Here is a 16,202-nt window from a genome sequence, read left to right as displayed (position 1 = left end):
AATCCCTGGAGTTGAAGAAGTCGACGACCATCTTGGCGGGCCGATCCCACCAGCACCTGACCAACTTGCAGCGTTCGCGCTGCACCCGCGAAGTCCGCGATCGCCGTGCTGCGCGTCGGTGCGCGCCGCGCGGCTCGGGTCCGTTCAGTAGGTGACAGTCACCGTCACCACGTCCAGGTACTCCCCCGCCGGCACGTTCTGCGGCGCAGGAACGCGGCCATACACCGCTTGCGGCATCGAAGTCCCCGTGCCCGTTCCGGTCGCGACCCCCGCACCGGTCGTGCTCCATGGCGTGGTGCGACCGCTGTCGCGATAGAGTTGGTAGGCGACGAAGTCGGTGCTCGTGCCCTTGCGCATGCGGCGCGTGCCGCCGGAAAAGTTCTGGCCATCGTCGAGGCCCAGCGTCCATGCCGTTCCCCTGCGGCACGTGAGTGCGACGCTCGACGCGTTGTCCAGCGGCGCAGTGATCGCCCCGGCGTTGCTTCCGAATTGCAGGTTGCTGGCGCTCAACACGTCACAGCTCGGCGGAATGTTGGCCTTCACATCGAAACTGAAGTTCGTGGGCGTCCCAGCTTCGCCGCCAGAGGTACAGGTCGCGGGGGGAGAAGCGGGCCCGAGAAGGCTGGAGTTCGACTGGAACACGACCGACGTGTCGGCTGCGCTGTAGCTGTGAAGGTAGTTGCCGGCGGCGGCATTGGCCTGTGCCGGGATCTGGCCGTACAGCGTTCGCGTGACGGCGCCGCTGCCGCCCACCAGCACGAGGACCGGATAGTCCAGATCGATGATCAAAGGTTGGTTGGCAGGGGCAGCAGTCGTACTGCTTCCCCAGATCAGGGTGCGCGACGCGTCCTTGTACAGCTGGTAGCTCAATGCGGCACCGGCAATGGCTGCATTGGGCATGTCGCGCACCGCCTTGCCGATGTTGATGCACATCCTGACCTTGGTGTTCGCGAGGAGCGACAAAGCCGTGGTGTTGCAGGTGACCGTCAGCGTTGCCGCGCCCTGTGTCGATTGGGTGACATCGCCAACGCTGCCGAAATCCAGTGTGGTGACCGTGGCCGAACAGGTGGTGACCGCCCAGGCGCTCTGTGTCGACCACGCCCACGCCGTGAACATGACGAACGCCATCCGCACAACAAGGGATCCGTTCATGGTGGGGCCTCCTCCGGCACACAGCGCAGCGGGCCGACGCGCGGCGTCGCGCCATCGGCGTCCGGGAGGTCGAATTCGACGATGCATGGGGTTGCGGTTGCAGCCGGAAATACGCGCAGACGGTTGTGCATTTGCAGCGTGTCCAGGTAGGTTTCGCCGTCGTAGCCCACGACCGCCCGCGCCCCGCTGCCGTTCGCGTTTTGCACTCTGGAGCCGAGCGCCATCGCCTGACCGGTTGTGTCGTGCAAGACGATCAGTGCGGCCCGGACGGGGCGGATGGCAAAACGAACGATGGTTCCTGCGCGGTCTGCGGGCGTGGCGTTCTTGTCGACTTCGAGAACCTGCGTATTGGCAGGCAGGTTCATCGGATCGATGGACAGCCGGTTGCGCTGCCATGCGTTCAGGCGCGTGACCAGCAACGTCCCGCGGTCGTCTGTCACGCCGACCACGCGGTTCTCCAGCTTGACTGGCACGCCCGCGATGCCGTCGGTGGTCACGAGGGCGAAGCCGTCGCTCACGTCGCGCGCCGCGAAGAAGCCGCTGTTCATGAGCACCAGAGAGCCGCTGGCGCTCGCATAGCTCGCGCTGTTGCCAGCGAAGTTGGCCGCGCCCAGGTTCGCGCGCCCGTAGCGCCCCAGCCAGCCTGCTTCGATCTGGCCGCCTCGGGTGCCGCCGTCGTCGCTAGCCTGTGCGCGCCAGCCCCACCCGCCGTCGCCTGGCACCGGCTGTGTGACATCGACGCTCGCGCGGGTCCGCCCCTCGCCACGCTGCAGCGTGGCGCTGGCATTCAGGCGCCCGTCCAGGCTGTAGCTCAGGCCGAAGAAGGCGTTCAGGTTCTTCCGGTCGTTCAGCTGCTGTGTCAACGAGGCGCTCAGTGTCAGCCGGTTGCCCAGCTGCCTGGACCATGAGATGCCGGCGTAACGCGAGTCGTCGCTGCCGGGGTAGGTCAGCCGGATGTAGCTCAACCCGAAGCTGCCGATCGCCGGAAACGTCATGCCGCCCGTGGCCCGGTCGCTGATGCGCGCCGGATCCTGGCCGTAGCGCGAGGCGATGTCTCGGTAGTGGCCTCGGGTGCGCTGGGTGTTCATTTCAAAGAAGAGGTTGTCATGGCTCCATTGATAGCCAAGCGATCCTTGAGCGCCGCGTTGTGCGGCACCGGCGCTGGCTGCAATGGAAGCGCTGAGCACGCCTGCCGTGCCGGCGTTGCCGAGCAGCCAGGAGGCGCCGATGCCGGTGTTTCGAACCTGTCCGCTGCCTTCGGCATGCGCCTCGACAGTCCATCGGTCGCTGACGCCGTGGCGCACCGTTGCGCTGGCGACCGGGGAATGGTCGTATGCAAAGGATCGTTGCCCATACCCGAGGCGCACGACGCCCAGCGATGCCGACCAATCGGTCAACCCCGTCTCGAGCAGGCGTTGCGTGTTGTAGAACGGCAGCGACAAGGTGCGGCTGCGTCCGAATGCATCTGTCAGGACCACCTGTGCATTGCCCGCCCCCGAGATGCCGGGATTGGCATTCAGCTGGAAGGGTCCTGCAGGCACCTGTCCGCTGTATTGTTTCAGGCCATTGACGTAGAGATCGACCGCTGATGGCACCGTGACTTCGCCGAAGAATGCGGGCTGTGGCGTCGTGAGGCGATACGGCTCCAGCGCGAAGTTGCTGCCGATGCGCACGCCACCGATCCTGACGGACCGGGTCCAGTCCAGGCTGCGTGTCACGCTGTCGCCCAGTTGAAGCGAGAGGAGGCGATCCGGCCATGACTTCTCCCATGAGGTGTCGAGCCGAACCGACTGGCTTTCCCAACCGTCGCCCGGGGCGCCGGTGTCGGTGCGCAGGAGCCGGGTGATCATCGTGTTGCTGTAGACCCCCTCGCCGATGCCGAAAAGGCGGGTTTCGTGGGCGGCGCTCAACTGGCTGCCGCCGCGGTCATGGGCTGTGTAGAGGTCGTAGTTGAACAGCACGCCGGGCGCCGTCGGGCTCGGGGTGGCCGAGGTGCTGCGGTTCGCCTCGAGACGGGTGGTTTCCAGGGCGAGAAGGCGCAGTGGCGCCGTGAGCACGACCCGCTGCAGTCGGGTGTCGAGCTGCGTGGTCAAGCCAGGCAGATCGGCGAGGTCGACGAGTGCGTCCGCGTGGATGTCCATCAGGACAAAGCCCAGTGTTCGCAGATCGGAAGCGCGCGCGAACAACTTGCCATTGCGCTGAACGAAGGGAGTCAATCCGCCGACGCGCGTCTGGTTGAGGGTCACCTCCAGGTACCACTCGGTTCCCTCGGCCGAGGTGGCAAGAGACGGCGCCGGCTGCGCGTGCGGCTGCGACGTCGTCGCAGCCGCACCGATCAACAGCGCCAGGATGCCGATCGCGCCACCGGGCCGGCGGTCTCGGTGCTCAAAGGGCGTCACCGGATGCGCGGTTTGGCGGCCGCTGTTGCAGAAGCGTTCGATCGGTGAGCTCGCCGTCGACGCGCCCCTTGAACGCCCCTGCATCGCCGAGAGGCAGGGTCGCGGGGACTGTCCACCGCCTGTGCTGTCCGGGCAACACGTAGCCTGCCAGTCCGTCGCGCACCGCAAGGCGGCGGCCAGCAGCGTCGACGAACGCCAGATCGGTGATCTGCGCGTGCACAGTCCCGCTGTTGCTGATCTCCAGGTAAGTCTTGCCATTGGAGCCGCCCAACCGACCCTCAAGGCTGGAGCGCAGCGCTGGCGCATCGGGGCGGGTCGCTGTCATCGGGGGGGTGAGAAAAACCGGCAGCGAATACCGGAGCACCAACTGAAGTCCTGCCCGTCGGCCAGCCCCTGCGGCAGGCGGCACCGTGTCCGGCAAGGGCAGCTCGTCGATGATGACGCGGTAGCTCGCCTCGACTTCGGCCGGTGGCGCACCGAGGCGAATCACCCGCACCAATTGCTTCTCTCCTCCCGGCAACTGGACCATGGGTGGACTGATCGTGAGATCGCGCGTCGGCTCGAGCTGGTCTTCGCCATCGAGTTGTCGCCAACGGTAGACGCGCACCTGCGCCGTCAGCGGCGCGTCGCCGGTGTTGCTCAGCCAAAGTCCGTCGGCGTTCTGTGCCGCCGCCAGCGTGAGAGACACCGGCGCGACTTGAAGGCTCGCCGCAGAGGCCTCCGAGGTCAAGACGCCAAAGCCGACCACCGCCCAGGCCACCGCGAATGCGAATGGACCCGTCGTTCCGCGCAAATCGTTTCGCACCGACGGGAGGTCAGTAGGTGACGGTTGCGGTGATCACGTCTTTGTAGCTGTCGGCCCGGAAGTTCGCGCTGGGCACTGTGCCGTAGACAGGGACGATTTGCTCCTGACCGTTGCCCACGCCTGCAACGGTGTCGGTTCCGACCGTGGCTCCCCAGTTGCTGCTGCGGGTGCTCTCCCGGTACAGCACGTAGGGCACTTCGTCGGTGTTGCCGCCGGTCAGTCCCTTCATCGTGCGTGCCGACACGGTGGCACCCGTACCGGTGCCGGCGCCGAGGCCGATGTCGTAGGCCGTGTTCTTCGTGCAGGTCACATACAGGTTGCCGAGGTTTTGCACGTTCGTGGCTGTCGACAACTGCGATCCGAAGTTCACGTCGCTCGCCGCGGTGGTGAAATTGCAGGCCTTGGCAATCGTGAGCAGGACGTTGAAGGTCGTTGTCTTCGTGTCGGCCCCGGCGACGGGTGCAGCGGAAACAATCGCAAGGGCCAGGATGACGGGTTTGAGCATGACGTCGGCTTCGAAAGATGGACGCCCCGACACGCGATGGTCGTCGCTGCCCCAGGGCTTGGAGTTGTCATCGTAGGAGGCGCCCTACACTCTCGCGACGTTTCGGGACACACACACTTCTTGGGTGTCTCCACATTTCGACCGTATTTGAGTACTTTGGTGTTAAGAGCTCAAAACTATTTGCAGCGTGTAAGTCGAACGTAGCCATGAGGTGCAGGACCCGCCGCACCGGCGACCATTGAAAATGCGGGTTGCGGCGCCAGCTGCTCGCACTCTTGCTATCCCTTTTTTTTATTTTGAGAACCATGGCCGAAGCCTCCAAGACAAAACTTCCCTTCCAGGCCGAAGTCGCCCAGCTGCTTCACCTCGTCACCCACGCGCTCTATTCGAACAAGGAAATCTTCCTGCGCGAGTTGATCTCGAACGCCTCCGACGCGTGCGACAAGCTGCGCTTCGAGGCCATCGACCAGCCCGATCTGTACGAAGGCCAGACCGATCTCGACGTGCGGATCACGTTCGACAAGGCCGCGAAGACGCTCACCATCACCGACAAGGGCATCGGCCTGTCGCGCCAGGAGGCGATCGACAACCTCGGCACGATCGCCAAGAGCGGGACCAAGGACTTCATGAGCAAGCTCAGCGGTGACCAGAAGGCCGATGCGCAGCTCATCGGCCAGTTCGGCGTGGGCTTCTACTCGGGCTTCATCGTGGCGGACAAGATCACGGTCGAATCGCGCCGCGCGGGCAAGCCGGCGGAAGAGGGTGTGCGCTGGGTGAGCGGCGGCGCCGGCGACTTCGAGGTCGACGACATCACGCGTTCCGAGCGCGGCACCAGCGTCACGCTGCATCTGCGCGACGATGCCGAGGAGTACCTCAACGCCTGGAAGATCAAGTCGATCGTCGGCAAGTACTCCGACCACATCTCGCTGCCGATCCTCATGGAAAAAGAGGAATGGAAAGAGGGCGAGAACGACCAGCCCGGCGACATGGTCAAGACCGGCGAATGGGAGCCGGTCAACAAGGCCAATGCGCTGTGGGCCCGTCCCAAGAAAGACATCACGCCCGAGCAGTACGCCGATTTCTACAAGGCCATCAGCCACGACTTCGAAGCACCGCTGGCCTGGAGCCACAACCGCGTCGAAGGCAGCACCGAATACACCCAGCTGCTGTACATCCCGGCCAAGGCGCCGTTCGACCTCTGGAACCGCGACAAGAGCGCGGGCGTCAAGCTGTACGTCAAGCGCGTCTTCATCATGGACGACGCCGAGGCGCTGATGCCCAGCTACCTGCGCTTCGTCAAGGGCGTGATCGATTCGGCCGACCTGCCGCTCAACGTGAGCCGCGAGCTCCTGCAGGAAAGCCGCGACGTGAAGGCGATCCGCGAAGGCAGCACCAAGCGCGTGCTCGGCATGCTGGAAGACCTGGCGAAGAAGGCCGTTCCCACGGCCGGCGCACCCGCCGAAGAAGGCGTGACCGATGTGGTCGACAAGAAGGAAGAAGAAGCGGCCGACGAGAGCGGCAAGTACGCGACCTTCTATGCCGAGTTCGGCGCCGTGCTGAAGGAAGGCCTCGGCGAAGACACCGGCAACCGTGACCGCATCGCCAAGCTGCTGCGCTTCGCGTCGTCCACGACCGACGGCGTGACCGTAAGCTTCGCCGACTACAAGGCGCGCATGAAGGACGGCCAGGACGCGATCTACTACATCACCGCCGACAACCTCGCCGCCGCCAAGAACAGCCCGCAACTCGAAGTCTTCAAGAAGAAGGGCATCGAGGTGCTGCTCATGACCGACCGCGTCGACGAGTGGGCGCTCAACTACCTGAACGAATTCGACGGCACCCCGCTGCAAAGCGTGGCCAAGGGCGCGGTCGACCTCGGCAAGCTGCAGGACGACGACGAGAAGAAGGCCGCCGAAGAGGCTGCCGAGTCGTTCAAGCCGATGCTCGAGAAGCTGAAGGTGGCGCTCAAGGACAAGGCCGAAGACGTGCGCGTCACCACGCGCCTGGTCGATTCACCGGCCTGCCTCGTGGTGTCGGACAACGGCATGAGCACCCAGCTCGCGCGCATGCTCAAGCAAGCCGGCCAGCCGGCGCCCGACCTGAAGCCGGTGCTCGAGGTGAACGCCGATCACCCGCTGGTGAAAAAGCTGGCGGTTTCGGAACATTTCGAGGACCTGGCGAACATCCTGTTCGACCAGGCCTTGCTGGCCGAGGGCGGCATGCCCCAAGATCCGGCGGCTTACGTGCGGCGAGTCAACGCGCTGCTCGTCTGACCGAGGCGGCCTGTCGGCCGCTTCGATGGCGACATCACAGGGAGCGACCGACACCATGAAGAAATATCAGAGCCTTTCAACGTCCTTTGCAGCCGCGTCGCGCGTCGGCTACTTGCTCGCCGCCGTGGCGCTCGCGGGCTGCGCATCCGGGTCGGGAGGCGTCGGTCTGGGAATCGGTATCCCGCTGGTGCCGGGCCTGTCGCTCGGCCTGGGCATCGGGTCGGGCGGCCCGAGCATCGGGCTCAACACCGGCTGGGGCCCCCTCGGCGCGGGTGTGGGGTTGAACAGCGGAGGCCAGGTCTACGGCAGCGCTGGCATCGGGGGCGGCATCGGCCTGGGCGGCGGCGCCTCCGTGGGCGCGGGCATCGGGAAAAGCGTGCTGCTGCACGACCCGGCGACGTCGGTAGCGACGGCCGACCGCCCCCTCGGCCCCCTCGGCACGCCGGGCCAGCCGATCGCGCCCTGAGCGTGCTCAGGCCGCTCAGGCGTAGAGCGGCTCTTCGGCCATCTGCTCGCACTGCTCTTCGAGCATCAGCACCTGGCCTTTCCAGTAATCGCTGGAGCCGAACCACGGGAAGTTGATCGGGAAGATCGGGTCTTCGAAGCGCCGCGCCAGCCACGCGCTGTAATGGATGAGCCGCAGCGTGCGCAGCGGCTCGATCAGCGCGAGCTCGCGTCGGTCGAATTCGCGAAACTGTTCGTAGCCGTCGAGCAGGCCGCTGAGCTGGCCGGTCCGCTGGGCGCGGTCGCCCGACAACAACATCCAGAGGTCCTGCACCGCGAAGCCGGTGCGCGCGTCGTCCAGGTCAACGAAGTGCGGACCGCCGCCGGGGCGGTCGGTCGGGGTCCACAGGATGTTGCCGGGGTGCACGTCGCCGTGCAACCGCAGCTTGCGGAAGTTCGAATCGGGCGAAGTCGTGGCGCTGGCGGACAGCGCGGTGGTGGCGATCATGTCGAGGGCCGCGTTGCACGCCGTCTCCCAGGCGCGCTGCACGTCGAGCGGAATCTTGTCGTTGCCGAGCAGCCAGTCGCGCGAGGCGATGCCGAAGGACTGAAGGTCGAGCGCCGGACGGGCCTCGAAGGGCTTGCGGCTGCCGATCGTGTGGATGCGCGCCAGGAAGCGGCCGACCCATTCGAGCACCTCGAAGTCGTCGAGCTCGGGCGCACGGCCACCCCGGTACGGGCTCACGCTGAACGCGAAGCCATCGTGGTGGTGCAGGGTGGCGCCGTGCAATTCGAGCGGCGCCACGGCGGGCACTTCGGCGGCCGCGAGTTCGAGCGAGAAGCTGTGTTCTTCGAGAATCTCCGCCCGCGTCCAGCGATCGGGCCGGTAGAACTTGACGACGACTGCGCTGCGGTCTTCCAGGAACACCTGGTACACGCGGTTCTCGTACGAGTTGAGCGCCGTGAGGCGCCCGTCGCCGTGCAGGTCGAGCGTCGCGAGCGCATCGAGCACCACGTCCGGTGTGAGGCTCTCGTAGGGATGGGTGTTCATGCACCCATTGTCGCTACACCGTCGGCTTGCCCTTGGCGAGCGAGAGGATGTGGCCGGTGCGCGGATCGCCCTTGCCGGCCAGCACCGCCGCGTAGGCCGCCTCGACCGCGGCCGCGCCGTCATGGTGCTCGGCGCGAAGCCAGGGCGCTTCCGGCTTCGTCACTTTCGCGATGAAGGCGTGCCACGCGGCCACCATGCGGCGCCCAAACTCGGGGCCGCCCCATTCTGCAGTGCGCTTCTTGATCTGCGCGGGCGCGAAGAACAGCGTGGCGCGCGGGCCGGGCGTGTGCTTGCCGGCGCCGCCGGCGGCCAGCTGCTCGACGTGCGTGCCGCCGATCGAGGCGCTGTATTTCAGATCGGTGAAGCGCGTGTGGACGGCATGGCGCAGCGCGCCGCTGCCGGCGAAGTCGATGTAGACGCACGGCGTGTCGGCCGCGAGCCCGTCGAGTTCGTCGTAGGCGAGCACGCGGTCGTAGCAGCCCAGGCTTTCGCAGAAGGCCCTGTTCGGTGCCGACGTCAAACCGACCACCTCGATGCCCTCGCGCTGCGCGAGCTGGAAGGCGGTTCCATAAGCGGTCTTGCTCGACGCGCTCGACAGCAGCATCGTCTTCGCGCCGAAGAATGCGTTGTCTTGCAGGAAGTCGTCGATGAGCCACGACGTGATGAAGAGTGGCCGAAGCAGTGCCTGGATGTCCTCGGTGTCGGCGGTGTAGAGCGCATCGGAGGCACTGCGGAAGTACTGGTTGTAGACAGCGGGCAGTCCGGCGCGGTGTGCGGCCGCGTCGGTGAAACGCTCGGCCGAAAGGCGGTCGGGCTGTAGCACCACGCTCGACGCCATCGGCCAGTAGCCATACAGGCGTTCACCGACCGCGACGCCGGGATGCAGCGATTGCGTCACGCTGCCAAACCCCCACACCGGAATGCTGCCCCAACCGTCCTCGCCGGTCGGGAAGAATTGCCAATAGCTCATCGCCTCGCCGAAGGCCGCGTAGGTGATGTTGTTGGACGTGAGGGCGAAGGCGTCGATTCGCACCCGCACCTGGCCGGCGGCGAGCGGCCCGTCTTCTGTGGTGTGAAGGTGCGTCGTGGCGAGGTGGTCCTTGCGGACGTGCAGTGCGGTGGTGCTCATGCGTGCACCATAAACACAGCGGCCCGCCTGATCAACACAGGCGGGCCGCGAAGGAGACAGAAGGCCGGGCAGGCCCTCGTGCGTTCGATCAGACGATTTCGAGGTCGACGTCGATGTTGCCGCGCGTGGCGTTCGAGTACGGGCACACCTTGTGCGCGGTGTCGACCAGCAGCTTCTTCTGCTCGGCGTCCAGGCCCGGCAGCGTGATCGCGAGCTTGACCGACACGCCGTAGGCGGCGCCGCCGTTCGTCGGGCCGAGGGAGACCTTCGAGTCGATCGACACGTCGTCCGGCACCTTCACGCTGATCTTCGGGCCGACCGCCTTCATTGCGCCGATGAAGCAGGCGGCGTAGCCGACCGCGAACAGCTGCTCGGGGTTGGTGCCCGGCTTGCCCGAACCCGGCGAGCTCAGTTGCACGTCGATCGCGCCGTCGCTGGACTTGCCGGCGCCGTCACGGCCACCAGTGGTGTGCGCTTCTGCGGTGTAGAGAACTTTGTCGAGTTTCGTCGTCATGGTGATTTCCTTTGGGTCTTCTGGGTTGCGGGAGGGTGAAAGAATCAGGCGGCCTTGATGTGGTCGCGCAGCGTCTGGATTTGCTGGGTGAGTTGCACCAGCTCGGGCACCGAGCACTGCGATGCCGCCATGAGGCAGGCTGGCACGCCGGCCGCCCGGCTCTTGAGCTTGCGGCCCGCCGCGGTGAGCGTGATGTGCACGCGGCGCTCGTCGGCGATGTCGCGCACGCGGGCGACGAAACCGCTGGCTTCGAGCCGCTTGAGCAGCGGCGTGAGCGTGCCGGAATCGAGCGACACGCGCTCACCCAGTTCCGACACCATGACGCCGTCGCGTTCCCAGAGCGCGAGCATCACGATGTATTGCGGATAGGTGAGGCCGAGCTTCTCGAGCAGCGGCTTGTAGAGCCGCGTCATGGCGAGCGATGCCGAATACATCGCGAAGCACAGCTGGTTGTCCAGCTGTTGCATGTCGACAGTGTTCGGTGCGGGGCGCATGGCCTGAATTATGACGAGCGATTAAATTGCGTGCAACCTAATTCCATTCGACCGGGAAGGTCGAATCGCCACGGACGCTCAGGGCGCCATCAGGGCCTTGGCGACCGCATGGAAAGCGGGCAGCGTGAGCGGGTCGTTGCCTGCGTTCGCGGCGATCGGGTGCGCTGCGTAACGCACGATCACCATCTCGGCCTTCGGATCCACGTAGATGCTCTGCCCGTGGATGCCGCGCGCCATGTAGGCGCCGTGTTCGTTGTTCGTGATCCACCACATGTCGCGGTACGACCAGCCGGGCAGGAGCGCATAGCCGGCCTTGGCGAACTTGGCTGGATCGCCGCCGCGCGTGATGTCGGCGACCGCCGCCGCCGGAATCGCCTGCTGGCCGTTGGCGCGACCGCCGTTGCGCATGGCTTCGCCGAAGCGCGCCAGGTCGCGCAGGGTGGTGTTCAAGCCGCCACCGCCTGATGCGGTGCCGATGCGGTCGACCATGAAATAGGCATCTTGCTCGGCCCCGATGCGGCGCCAGATCTTCTCGCTCAGCAATTCCGGCAGCGACTGTTTGTTGACCCGCGCGACGATCCACGCCAGCACCTCGGCATTCACCGTCTTGTAGGCGAAGCCGTCGCCGTTCGCGCCTTCTTTCTGCAGCGTCTTGAGGAAGTCGTAGAACGTCCTGGGGCCGGCGTAGTTCGGGCCTGGCGGCAGCATGCCGCCGGCGCGCGCATAGTCGAATACTTCAGCTTTCGGGTCGGCGTAGTTCTCCGAGTACTTCACGCCGATGGTCATGTCCATGACCTGCCGAACCGTCGCGTCGCCGTATGCGGTGTCCTTCATCTCGGGCAGGTATTGAACGACCGGCGCGGCCGGGTCGAGCTTGCCTTCGGCCACGGAAATCGCGGCCAGCGTACCGACAAAGGATTTCGTCACCGACATCGCCAGGTGCGGCCGCTCGGGCGTGAGTGCACCGAAGTACTTCTCGTAGACCACGCGGCCCTTGTGCAGCACGAGCACGCCATCGGTGTAAGTGCGCGTCAGCATCTGGCCGAAGTTCAGGTCCTCGCCGGACATCGATTTGAAGGCGATGCCGTCGAGCTCGCGCGGTGCCGTTACCAGCGCGCTGCCGGCACCGCTGCCGCGCCACACATTGGCCGTCGGCCCGAGTTCGCGAACGTGCGAGAAGGTCCAGCGGTTGCGCGGAAACGCGCCGCTCATCGGGTTTTCGAAAACGATCTGCTTGTCGACCGTCGGCGGGAAGCCCTGCATCCAGCCCATCGCGCCGACCGACGTCGTGGCGGGGTCGGGAAGGGCCGGGGTGGGCGGCGTCTGGGCCTGGCTGATGGTCATGGTGAAACTGAAAAAGGTCGCGGCGAGGGCGAGCGGGCGGAGCAGGAACGACATGGCGGTGCGAAGCTCAACGGCCCGTGAACTTCGCCGGGCGCCGCTCGATGAACGAGCGCACCCCTTCGGCCGCATCCTCGCTGTGCAGCAGGCGCTGCTTGACGGGTTCGAAATCCTGCGTGGCCTGCACCGCGCCTTCCTCGATCGCGCGCAGCACGTTCAGGCGCGTTGCGATCACCGCTTGCGGTGCCTGTGCGGCGATGCGCTGGGCGATCTTGATCGCTTCGTCGAGTTCCTGCCCCGCGGGCACCACCTTCTGCACGAAGTTGAGGCGATAGGCCTCGGCACTGTCGAACTCGTCCGCCGTGAGCAGGTGCAGCATCGCATTGCCCATGCCGGCACGCTCGGCCATGCGGATCGTCGCGCCGCCCGAGGCCATGATTGCGCGCTGCACTTCGAGTTGCGAGAAGCGGCAGTCGTCCGCCGCCACCACGATGTCGGCGGCCAGCATCAGCTCGATGCCGACCGTGAAGCAGATGCCCTTGACCGCGGCGACCATCGGCTTGGTACGGCGGCGGTAGCCGGGCTGCCCCATGTTGTGCGGCTCGACCAGCGTGCCGTCGTCGGGAATCACCTTGGCGCCCGTCTTCAGGAACGCCGCGAACATCGGCAGGTCGAGCCCGGCCGTGAAATGGTCGCCCATCGCGTGCAGCACGCCGACGCGCAAGCTCGGGTCGTCGTCCAGGCGCGTATACGCCTCGGCGAGTTGCCTGAACATCTGCGGCGTCCAGCCGTTGCGCTTGGCCGGGCGGTTGATGCCGATCAACAGCACGTGGTCGAGCACTTGCGTGTCGATGCAGCCTTCAGCGGGTGGGGTGGTGGCGATGACGGTCATGGTTTTGTCTCCTGGGGTTTTTTTGAAGGGGTCAGTACGTGTACACGCCGCGTTGGGTCTTGCGTCCGAGCTGGCCCGCCGCGACCATCTCCTTGAGCAGCGGGCAAGGGCGGTATTTGGAGTCGCCGAACTGGTCCAGGTACACCTCCATCACGGCGAGGCACACGTCCAGGCCGATCATGTCGGCGAGCGCCAGCGGGCCGATGGGCTGGTTGCAGCCGAGCTTCATGCCGGCGTCGATGTCTTCTGCGGTCGCGATGCCTTCCGACAACACGAAGAAGGCCTCGTTGATCATCGGCACCAGGATGCGGTTGACCACGAAGCCGGGCGCGTTCTTCACCGTGATCGGCGACTTGCCCAGCTTCTCCGACAAGGCCTTCACCGCATCGTGCGTCGCGTCGCTCGTGAGGTAGCCGCGGATGATCTCGACCAGCGCCATCATCGGCACCGGGTTGAAGAAGTGCATGCCGATGAAGCGGTCGGGGCGCGCGGTGGCGGCGGCCAACTGTGTGATCGAGATCGACGAGGTGTTCGACGCGATGATCACTTCGGGCGCCAGCAGTTCATCGACCTGCTTGAGGATCTTGAGCTTGAGCGCGTGGTTCTCGGTGGCCGCCTCGATCACCAGCTGCGCGCCCTTCAGGTCGTCGTAGTTCGTTGAGCCTTTGATGAGCGCGAGCGCCGCGGTTTTCTGCGCCTCGGTCAGCTTCTCTTTCTTGATCAGGCGGTCCAGGCTGCTCGCCACGTTGGCCACGCCCTTGTCGACCGCCACCTGCGCGATGTCCACCATCACGACGTTGACGCCTGCCACTGCGCAGGCCTGCGCGATGCCGTTGCCCATGGTGCCGGCGCCGATGATGCCGACCGTTTGAATCGTCATGGAAAAACTCCTTGAATGTGAAAGCTGGGAAAAGGGAGGGGCGCGCGGGCGCCCGATCTGGCCGACATTGTGGGACAGCGTCTGATTTAAAGTCGTCACCATGACGACCCTCGGCACCCCACTTTCCCCTTCTGCAACCCGCGTGATGCTTCTGGGCTCCGGCGAACTCGGCAAGGAGGTGCTGATCGCCCTGCAGCGCCTCGGCGTCGAGACCATCGCGGTCGACCGCTACGAGAACGCACCCGGCCAGCAGGTGGCGCACCACGCGCACACCATCACCATGAGCGACCCGGCCGCGCTGAAGGCGCTGATCGAGGCCGAGCGGCCGATGCTCGTGGTGCCCGAAATCGAAGCGATCGCCACGTCGATGCTGCAGGAGCTCGAAGATGTCGGCGTGGTGCGGGTGATTCCGACCGCCCGCGCAGCGCGCCTCACCATGGACCGCGAGGGGATTCGGCGCCTCGCCGCCGAAACGCTGGGCGTGCCGACCAGCCCCTACAAGTTCTGCGATTCGCTGGAAGAACTTCAGGCCGCGGTCGATGGCGGCGTCGGGTATCCCTGCATCGTCAAGCCCGTCATGAGCAGCTCCGGCAAGGGCCAGAGCAAGATCGACGGTCCGGCGGACGTGAAGAAGGCGTGGGATTACGCGATGGCCGGCGGCCGGGTCAGCCACGGTCGCGTCATCGTCGAGGGCTTCATTGACTTCGACTACGAGATCACGCTGCTCACGGTGCGCTCGCTCGACGCGGCCGGCCAGGTGCAAACGTCGTTCTGCGAACCGATCGGCCACGTGCAGGTGAGCGGTGACTACGTCGAAAGCTGGCAGCCGCATGCGATGGCCTCGCCCGCGCTGAAGAAGGCGCAGGAGATTGCCGAGAAGGTCACGTCCGACCTCGGCGGCCAGGGCCTTTTCGGCGTCGAACTGTTCGTCAAGGGCGACGAGGTCTGGTTCAGCGAGGTGAGCCCACGGCCGCACGACACCGGCATGGTGACGATGGCGACGCAGTGGCAGAACGAGTTCGAACTGCACGCCCGCGCCATCCTCGGCCTGCCGGTCGACACCGGTTTGAAGAGCCCGGGCGCGAGCGCGGTGATCTATGGCGGTGTCGACGCGACCGGCATCGCGTTCGATGGCGTGGCCGACGCGTTGCGCGTGCCGGGGTCCGACATCCGTCTGTTCGGCAAGCCCGAGAGCTTCGTCAAGCGCCGCATGGGCGTCGCGCTGGTGCATGCGGCGGATGTCGAGACCGCGCGCACGCTCGCCAAGGATGCCGCCTCGCGCGTCAAGCCGCGCCGCTAGCTTTTTCTGTCACCCGATCGATCAACGGAGAAACGTCCCATGCTGCATCCCCAGGCCCGCGCGCTGATCGACTTGATGGTCGAGCGCGGCGTTCCGCCGACCCACACGCTGTCGCCCGCCGACGCGCGCAAGTTCTATCGCGAGCGCCGCACCTTCACGCAGAACGAGCCACTGGCGGTCGCCGAGGTGCGCGACCTGACCGCCGAATCGGGCGGCGCCGCAATCCCGCTGCGCCTGTACCGACCGGCCGGTTCGCAGGCGACGGATGCATTGCCCGTGCTCGTCTACTACCACGGCGGTGGCTGGGTCATCGGCGACCTCGACACGCATGACGTGCTGTGCCGCGAACTCGCCAACGGCTCGGGCTGCGCGGTCGTCGCGGTCGACTACCGCATGGGGCCGGAGCACCGCTTCCCGGCCGCGGTCGACGACGTGCTGGCCGCCACGCGTTGGGTGCGCACCAACGCCGTGAGCCTGGGCGTCGATGCCGACCGCCTGGCTGTTGGCGGCGACAGCGCGGGTGGCAATCTCGCGGCCGTGGTCGCGATCGCCGCACGCGATGCCGGCGACCTGCCGATCGCGTTCCAGCTGCTGATTTACCCCGCCACCGACATGCGCCGCGGGCACGCCTCGCACGTGACCAACGGCGATGGCTACATGCTCACCAAAGACACGATCGCCTATTTCCACGACCACTACATCATCGACCCGGCGCACGACCTCGACTGGCGCGCCTCGCCATTGCTGCAGTCCGACCTGAAGGGCTTGCCGCCGTCGCTGCTGATCACCGCCGGCTACGACCCGCTGCGCGACGAAGGCCTCGACTACGCACGCGCACTGACGGCGGCCGGCAACCGGGTGAGCTACGTTTGCTTCGAGCGCCAGATCCACGGGTTCATCACGATGGGTCGCGTGCTCGACGAGGCGAACACGGCCGTTTCGCTGTGTTCAGCGGAATTGCGCCGTGCGTTGAAAGCCCTCGCCTAGGCGGACGACTCCGGCGACCGAGACATCGCGACCATG

The 16,202-nt window shown here is 66.1% G+C and carries 15 protein-coding genes; 4 read left to right on the top strand and 11 right to left on the bottom strand.

Annotated elements, in window-relative coordinates; translation table 11 throughout:
• Positions 1-144: 144 nt before the first annotated feature.
• The 4 genes from AX767_RS07775 to AX767_RS07760 all read right to left on the bottom strand — a co-directional run bounded on the left by AX767_RS07775 (position 145) and on the right by AX767_RS07760 (position 4,861).
• Positions 145-1,152, bottom strand: a complete 1,008-nt coding sequence (locus AX767_RS07775; protein ID WP_168164814.1) for a Csu type fimbrial protein — start codon at positions 1,150-1,152, stop codon at positions 145-147.
• A complete protein-coding gene (locus AX767_RS07770) occupies positions 1,149-3,551 on the bottom strand; it encodes a fimbria/pilus outer membrane usher protein (RefSeq protein WP_068630135.1) in 2,403 nt (800 codons plus the stop codon). The genes AX767_RS07775 and AX767_RS07770 overlap by 4 nt, the downstream gene beginning before the upstream one ends.
• A complete protein-coding gene (locus AX767_RS07765; RefSeq protein ID WP_210392579.1) occupies positions 3,538-4,239 on the bottom strand; it encodes a fimbrial biogenesis chaperone in 702 nt (233 codons plus the stop codon). The genes AX767_RS07770 and AX767_RS07765 overlap by 14 nt, the downstream gene beginning before the upstream one ends.
• A gap of 127 nt (positions 4,240-4,366) precedes the next feature.
• The gene (locus AX767_RS07760; RefSeq protein WP_068630131.1) at positions 4,367-4,861 is read right to left on the bottom strand and encodes a Csu type fimbrial protein; all 495 of its coding nucleotides are present in this window, start codon (positions 4,859-4,861) and stop codon (positions 4,367-4,369) included.
• 305 nt (positions 4,862-5,166) lie between these two features.
• On the opposite strand from AX767_RS07760, the gene htpG reads away from it, so the two are divergent.
• Both htpG and AX767_RS07750 read left to right on the top strand, forming a co-directional pair.
• Positions 5,167-7,134 carry a molecular chaperone HtpG gene (gene htpG, locus AX767_RS07755; protein ID WP_068630129.1) on the top strand — a complete coding sequence of 656 codons (1,968 nt, stop codon included), beginning with the start codon at positions 5,167-5,169 and terminating at the stop codon, positions 7,132-7,134.
• Between the two features lie 55 nt (positions 7,135-7,189).
• Complete coding sequence (locus tag AX767_RS07750) at positions 7,190-7,600, top strand: hypothetical protein (RefSeq protein ID WP_068630127.1); 411 nt, start codon at positions 7,190-7,192, stop codon at positions 7,598-7,600.
• 15 nt (positions 7,601-7,615) lie between these two features.
• On the opposite strand, the gene AX767_RS07745 is transcribed toward AX767_RS07750, so the two are convergent.
• The 7 genes from AX767_RS07745 to AX767_RS07715 form a co-directional block, all read right to left on the bottom strand.
• Positions 7,616-8,629, bottom strand: a complete 1,014-nt coding sequence (locus tag AX767_RS07745; RefSeq protein ID WP_068630125.1) for a serine/threonine protein kinase — start codon at positions 8,627-8,629, stop codon at positions 7,616-7,618.
• A 13-nt stretch (positions 8,630-8,642) separates the two neighbouring features.
• On the bottom strand, positions 8,643-9,758 hold the full coding sequence (locus tag AX767_RS07740) for a DUF2855 family protein (RefSeq protein ID WP_068630123.1): 1,116 nt from the start codon (positions 9,756-9,758) through the stop codon (positions 8,643-8,645).
• 88 nt (positions 9,759-9,846) lie between these two features.
• Positions 9,847-10,272, bottom strand: coding sequence for an organic hydroperoxide resistance protein (locus tag AX767_RS07735; RefSeq protein WP_068630121.1), 426 nt, complete (start codon positions 10,270-10,272; stop codon positions 9,847-9,849).
• A gap of 44 nt (positions 10,273-10,316) precedes the next feature.
• A complete protein-coding gene (locus AX767_RS07730; protein WP_269465557.1) occupies positions 10,317-10,739 on the bottom strand; it encodes a MarR family winged helix-turn-helix transcriptional regulator in 423 nt (140 codons plus the stop codon).
• A gap of 105 nt (positions 10,740-10,844) precedes the next feature.
• A complete protein-coding gene (locus tag AX767_RS07725; protein ID WP_082754903.1) occupies positions 10,845-12,164 on the bottom strand; it encodes a serine hydrolase domain-containing protein in 1,320 nt (439 codons plus the stop codon).
• 13 nt (positions 12,165-12,177) lie between these two features.
• Positions 12,178-12,999: a crotonase/enoyl-CoA hydratase family protein gene (locus AX767_RS07720; protein ID WP_068630117.1), complete on the bottom strand. Its 822-nt coding sequence runs from the start codon at positions 12,997-12,999 to the stop codon at positions 12,178-12,180.
• 31 nt (positions 13,000-13,030) lie between these two features.
• Positions 13,031-13,879 carry a 3-hydroxybutyryl-CoA dehydrogenase gene (locus AX767_RS07715; protein ID WP_068630115.1) on the bottom strand — a complete coding sequence of 283 codons (849 nt, stop codon included), beginning with the start codon at positions 13,877-13,879 and terminating at the stop codon, positions 13,031-13,033.
• A gap of 100 nt (positions 13,880-13,979) precedes the next feature.
• Between AX767_RS07715 and purT the strand changes: the two genes are divergently transcribed.
• A complete protein-coding gene (purT, locus tag AX767_RS07710; RefSeq protein ID WP_068630113.1) occupies positions 13,980-15,179 on the top strand; it encodes a formate-dependent phosphoribosylglycinamide formyltransferase in 1,200 nt (399 codons plus the stop codon).
• Between the two features lie 39 nt (positions 15,180-15,218).
• On the top strand, positions 15,219-16,166 hold the full coding sequence (locus AX767_RS07705) for an alpha/beta hydrolase (protein WP_068630111.1): 948 nt from the start codon (positions 15,219-15,221) through the stop codon (positions 16,164-16,166).
• The last annotated feature ends 36 nt before the right edge of the window (positions 16,167-16,202 follow it).

Source organism: Variovorax sp. PAMC 28711 (assembly GCF_001577265.1).
In the GTDB taxonomy this organism is placed as follows: Bacteria; Pseudomonadota; Gammaproteobacteria; order Burkholderiales; family Burkholderiaceae_C; genus Variovorax.
This window is presented reverse-complemented; position numbering and strand designations above follow the sequence as displayed.

Bases quoted from the DNA above. Each gene is read 5' to 3' on its own strand.
- AX767_RS07775 (WP_168164814.1), bottom strand. From the start codon at position 1,152: ATGAACGGATCCCTTGTTGTGCGGATGGCGTTCGTCATGTTCACGGCG.
- AX767_RS07760 (WP_068630131.1), bottom strand. From the start codon at position 4,861: ATGCTCAAACCCGTCATCCTGGCCCTTGCGATTGTTTCCGCTGCACCC.
- htpG (WP_068630129.1), top strand. From the start codon at position 5,167: ATGGCCGAAGCCTCCAAGACAAAACTTCCCTTCCAGGCCGAAGTCGCC.
- AX767_RS07750 (WP_068630127.1), top strand. From the start codon at position 7,190: ATGAAGAAATATCAGAGCCTTTCAACGTCCTTTGCAGCCGCGTCGCGC.
- AX767_RS07745 (WP_068630125.1), bottom strand. From the start codon at position 8,629: ATGAACACCCATCCCTACGAGAGCCTCACACCGGACGTGGTGCTCGAT.
- AX767_RS07740 (WP_068630123.1), bottom strand. From the start codon at position 9,758: ATGAGCACCACCGCACTGCACGTCCGCAAGGACCACCTCGCCACGACG.
- AX767_RS07735 (WP_068630121.1), bottom strand. From the start codon at position 10,272: ATGACGACGAAACTCGACAAAGTTCTCTACACCGCAGAAGCGCACACC.
- AX767_RS07730 (WP_269465557.1), bottom strand. From the start codon at position 10,739: ATGCAACAGCTGGACAACCAGCTGTGCTTCGCGATGTATTCGGCATCG.
- AX767_RS07725 (WP_082754903.1), bottom strand. From the start codon at position 12,164: ATGTCGTTCCTGCTCCGCCCGCTCGCCCTCGCCGCGACCTTTTTCAGT.
- AX767_RS07720 (WP_068630117.1), bottom strand. From the start codon at position 12,999: ATGACCGTCATCGCCACCACCCCACCCGCTGAAGGCTGCATCGACACG.
- AX767_RS07715 (WP_068630115.1), bottom strand. From the start codon at position 13,879: ATGACGATTCAAACGGTCGGCATCATCGGCGCCGGCACCATGGGCAAC.
- purT (WP_068630113.1), top strand. From the start codon at position 13,980: ATGACGACCCTCGGCACCCCACTTTCCCCTTCTGCAACCCGCGTGATG.
- AX767_RS07705 (WP_068630111.1), top strand. From the start codon at position 15,219: ATGCTGCATCCCCAGGCCCGCGCGCTGATCGACTTGATGGTCGAGCGC.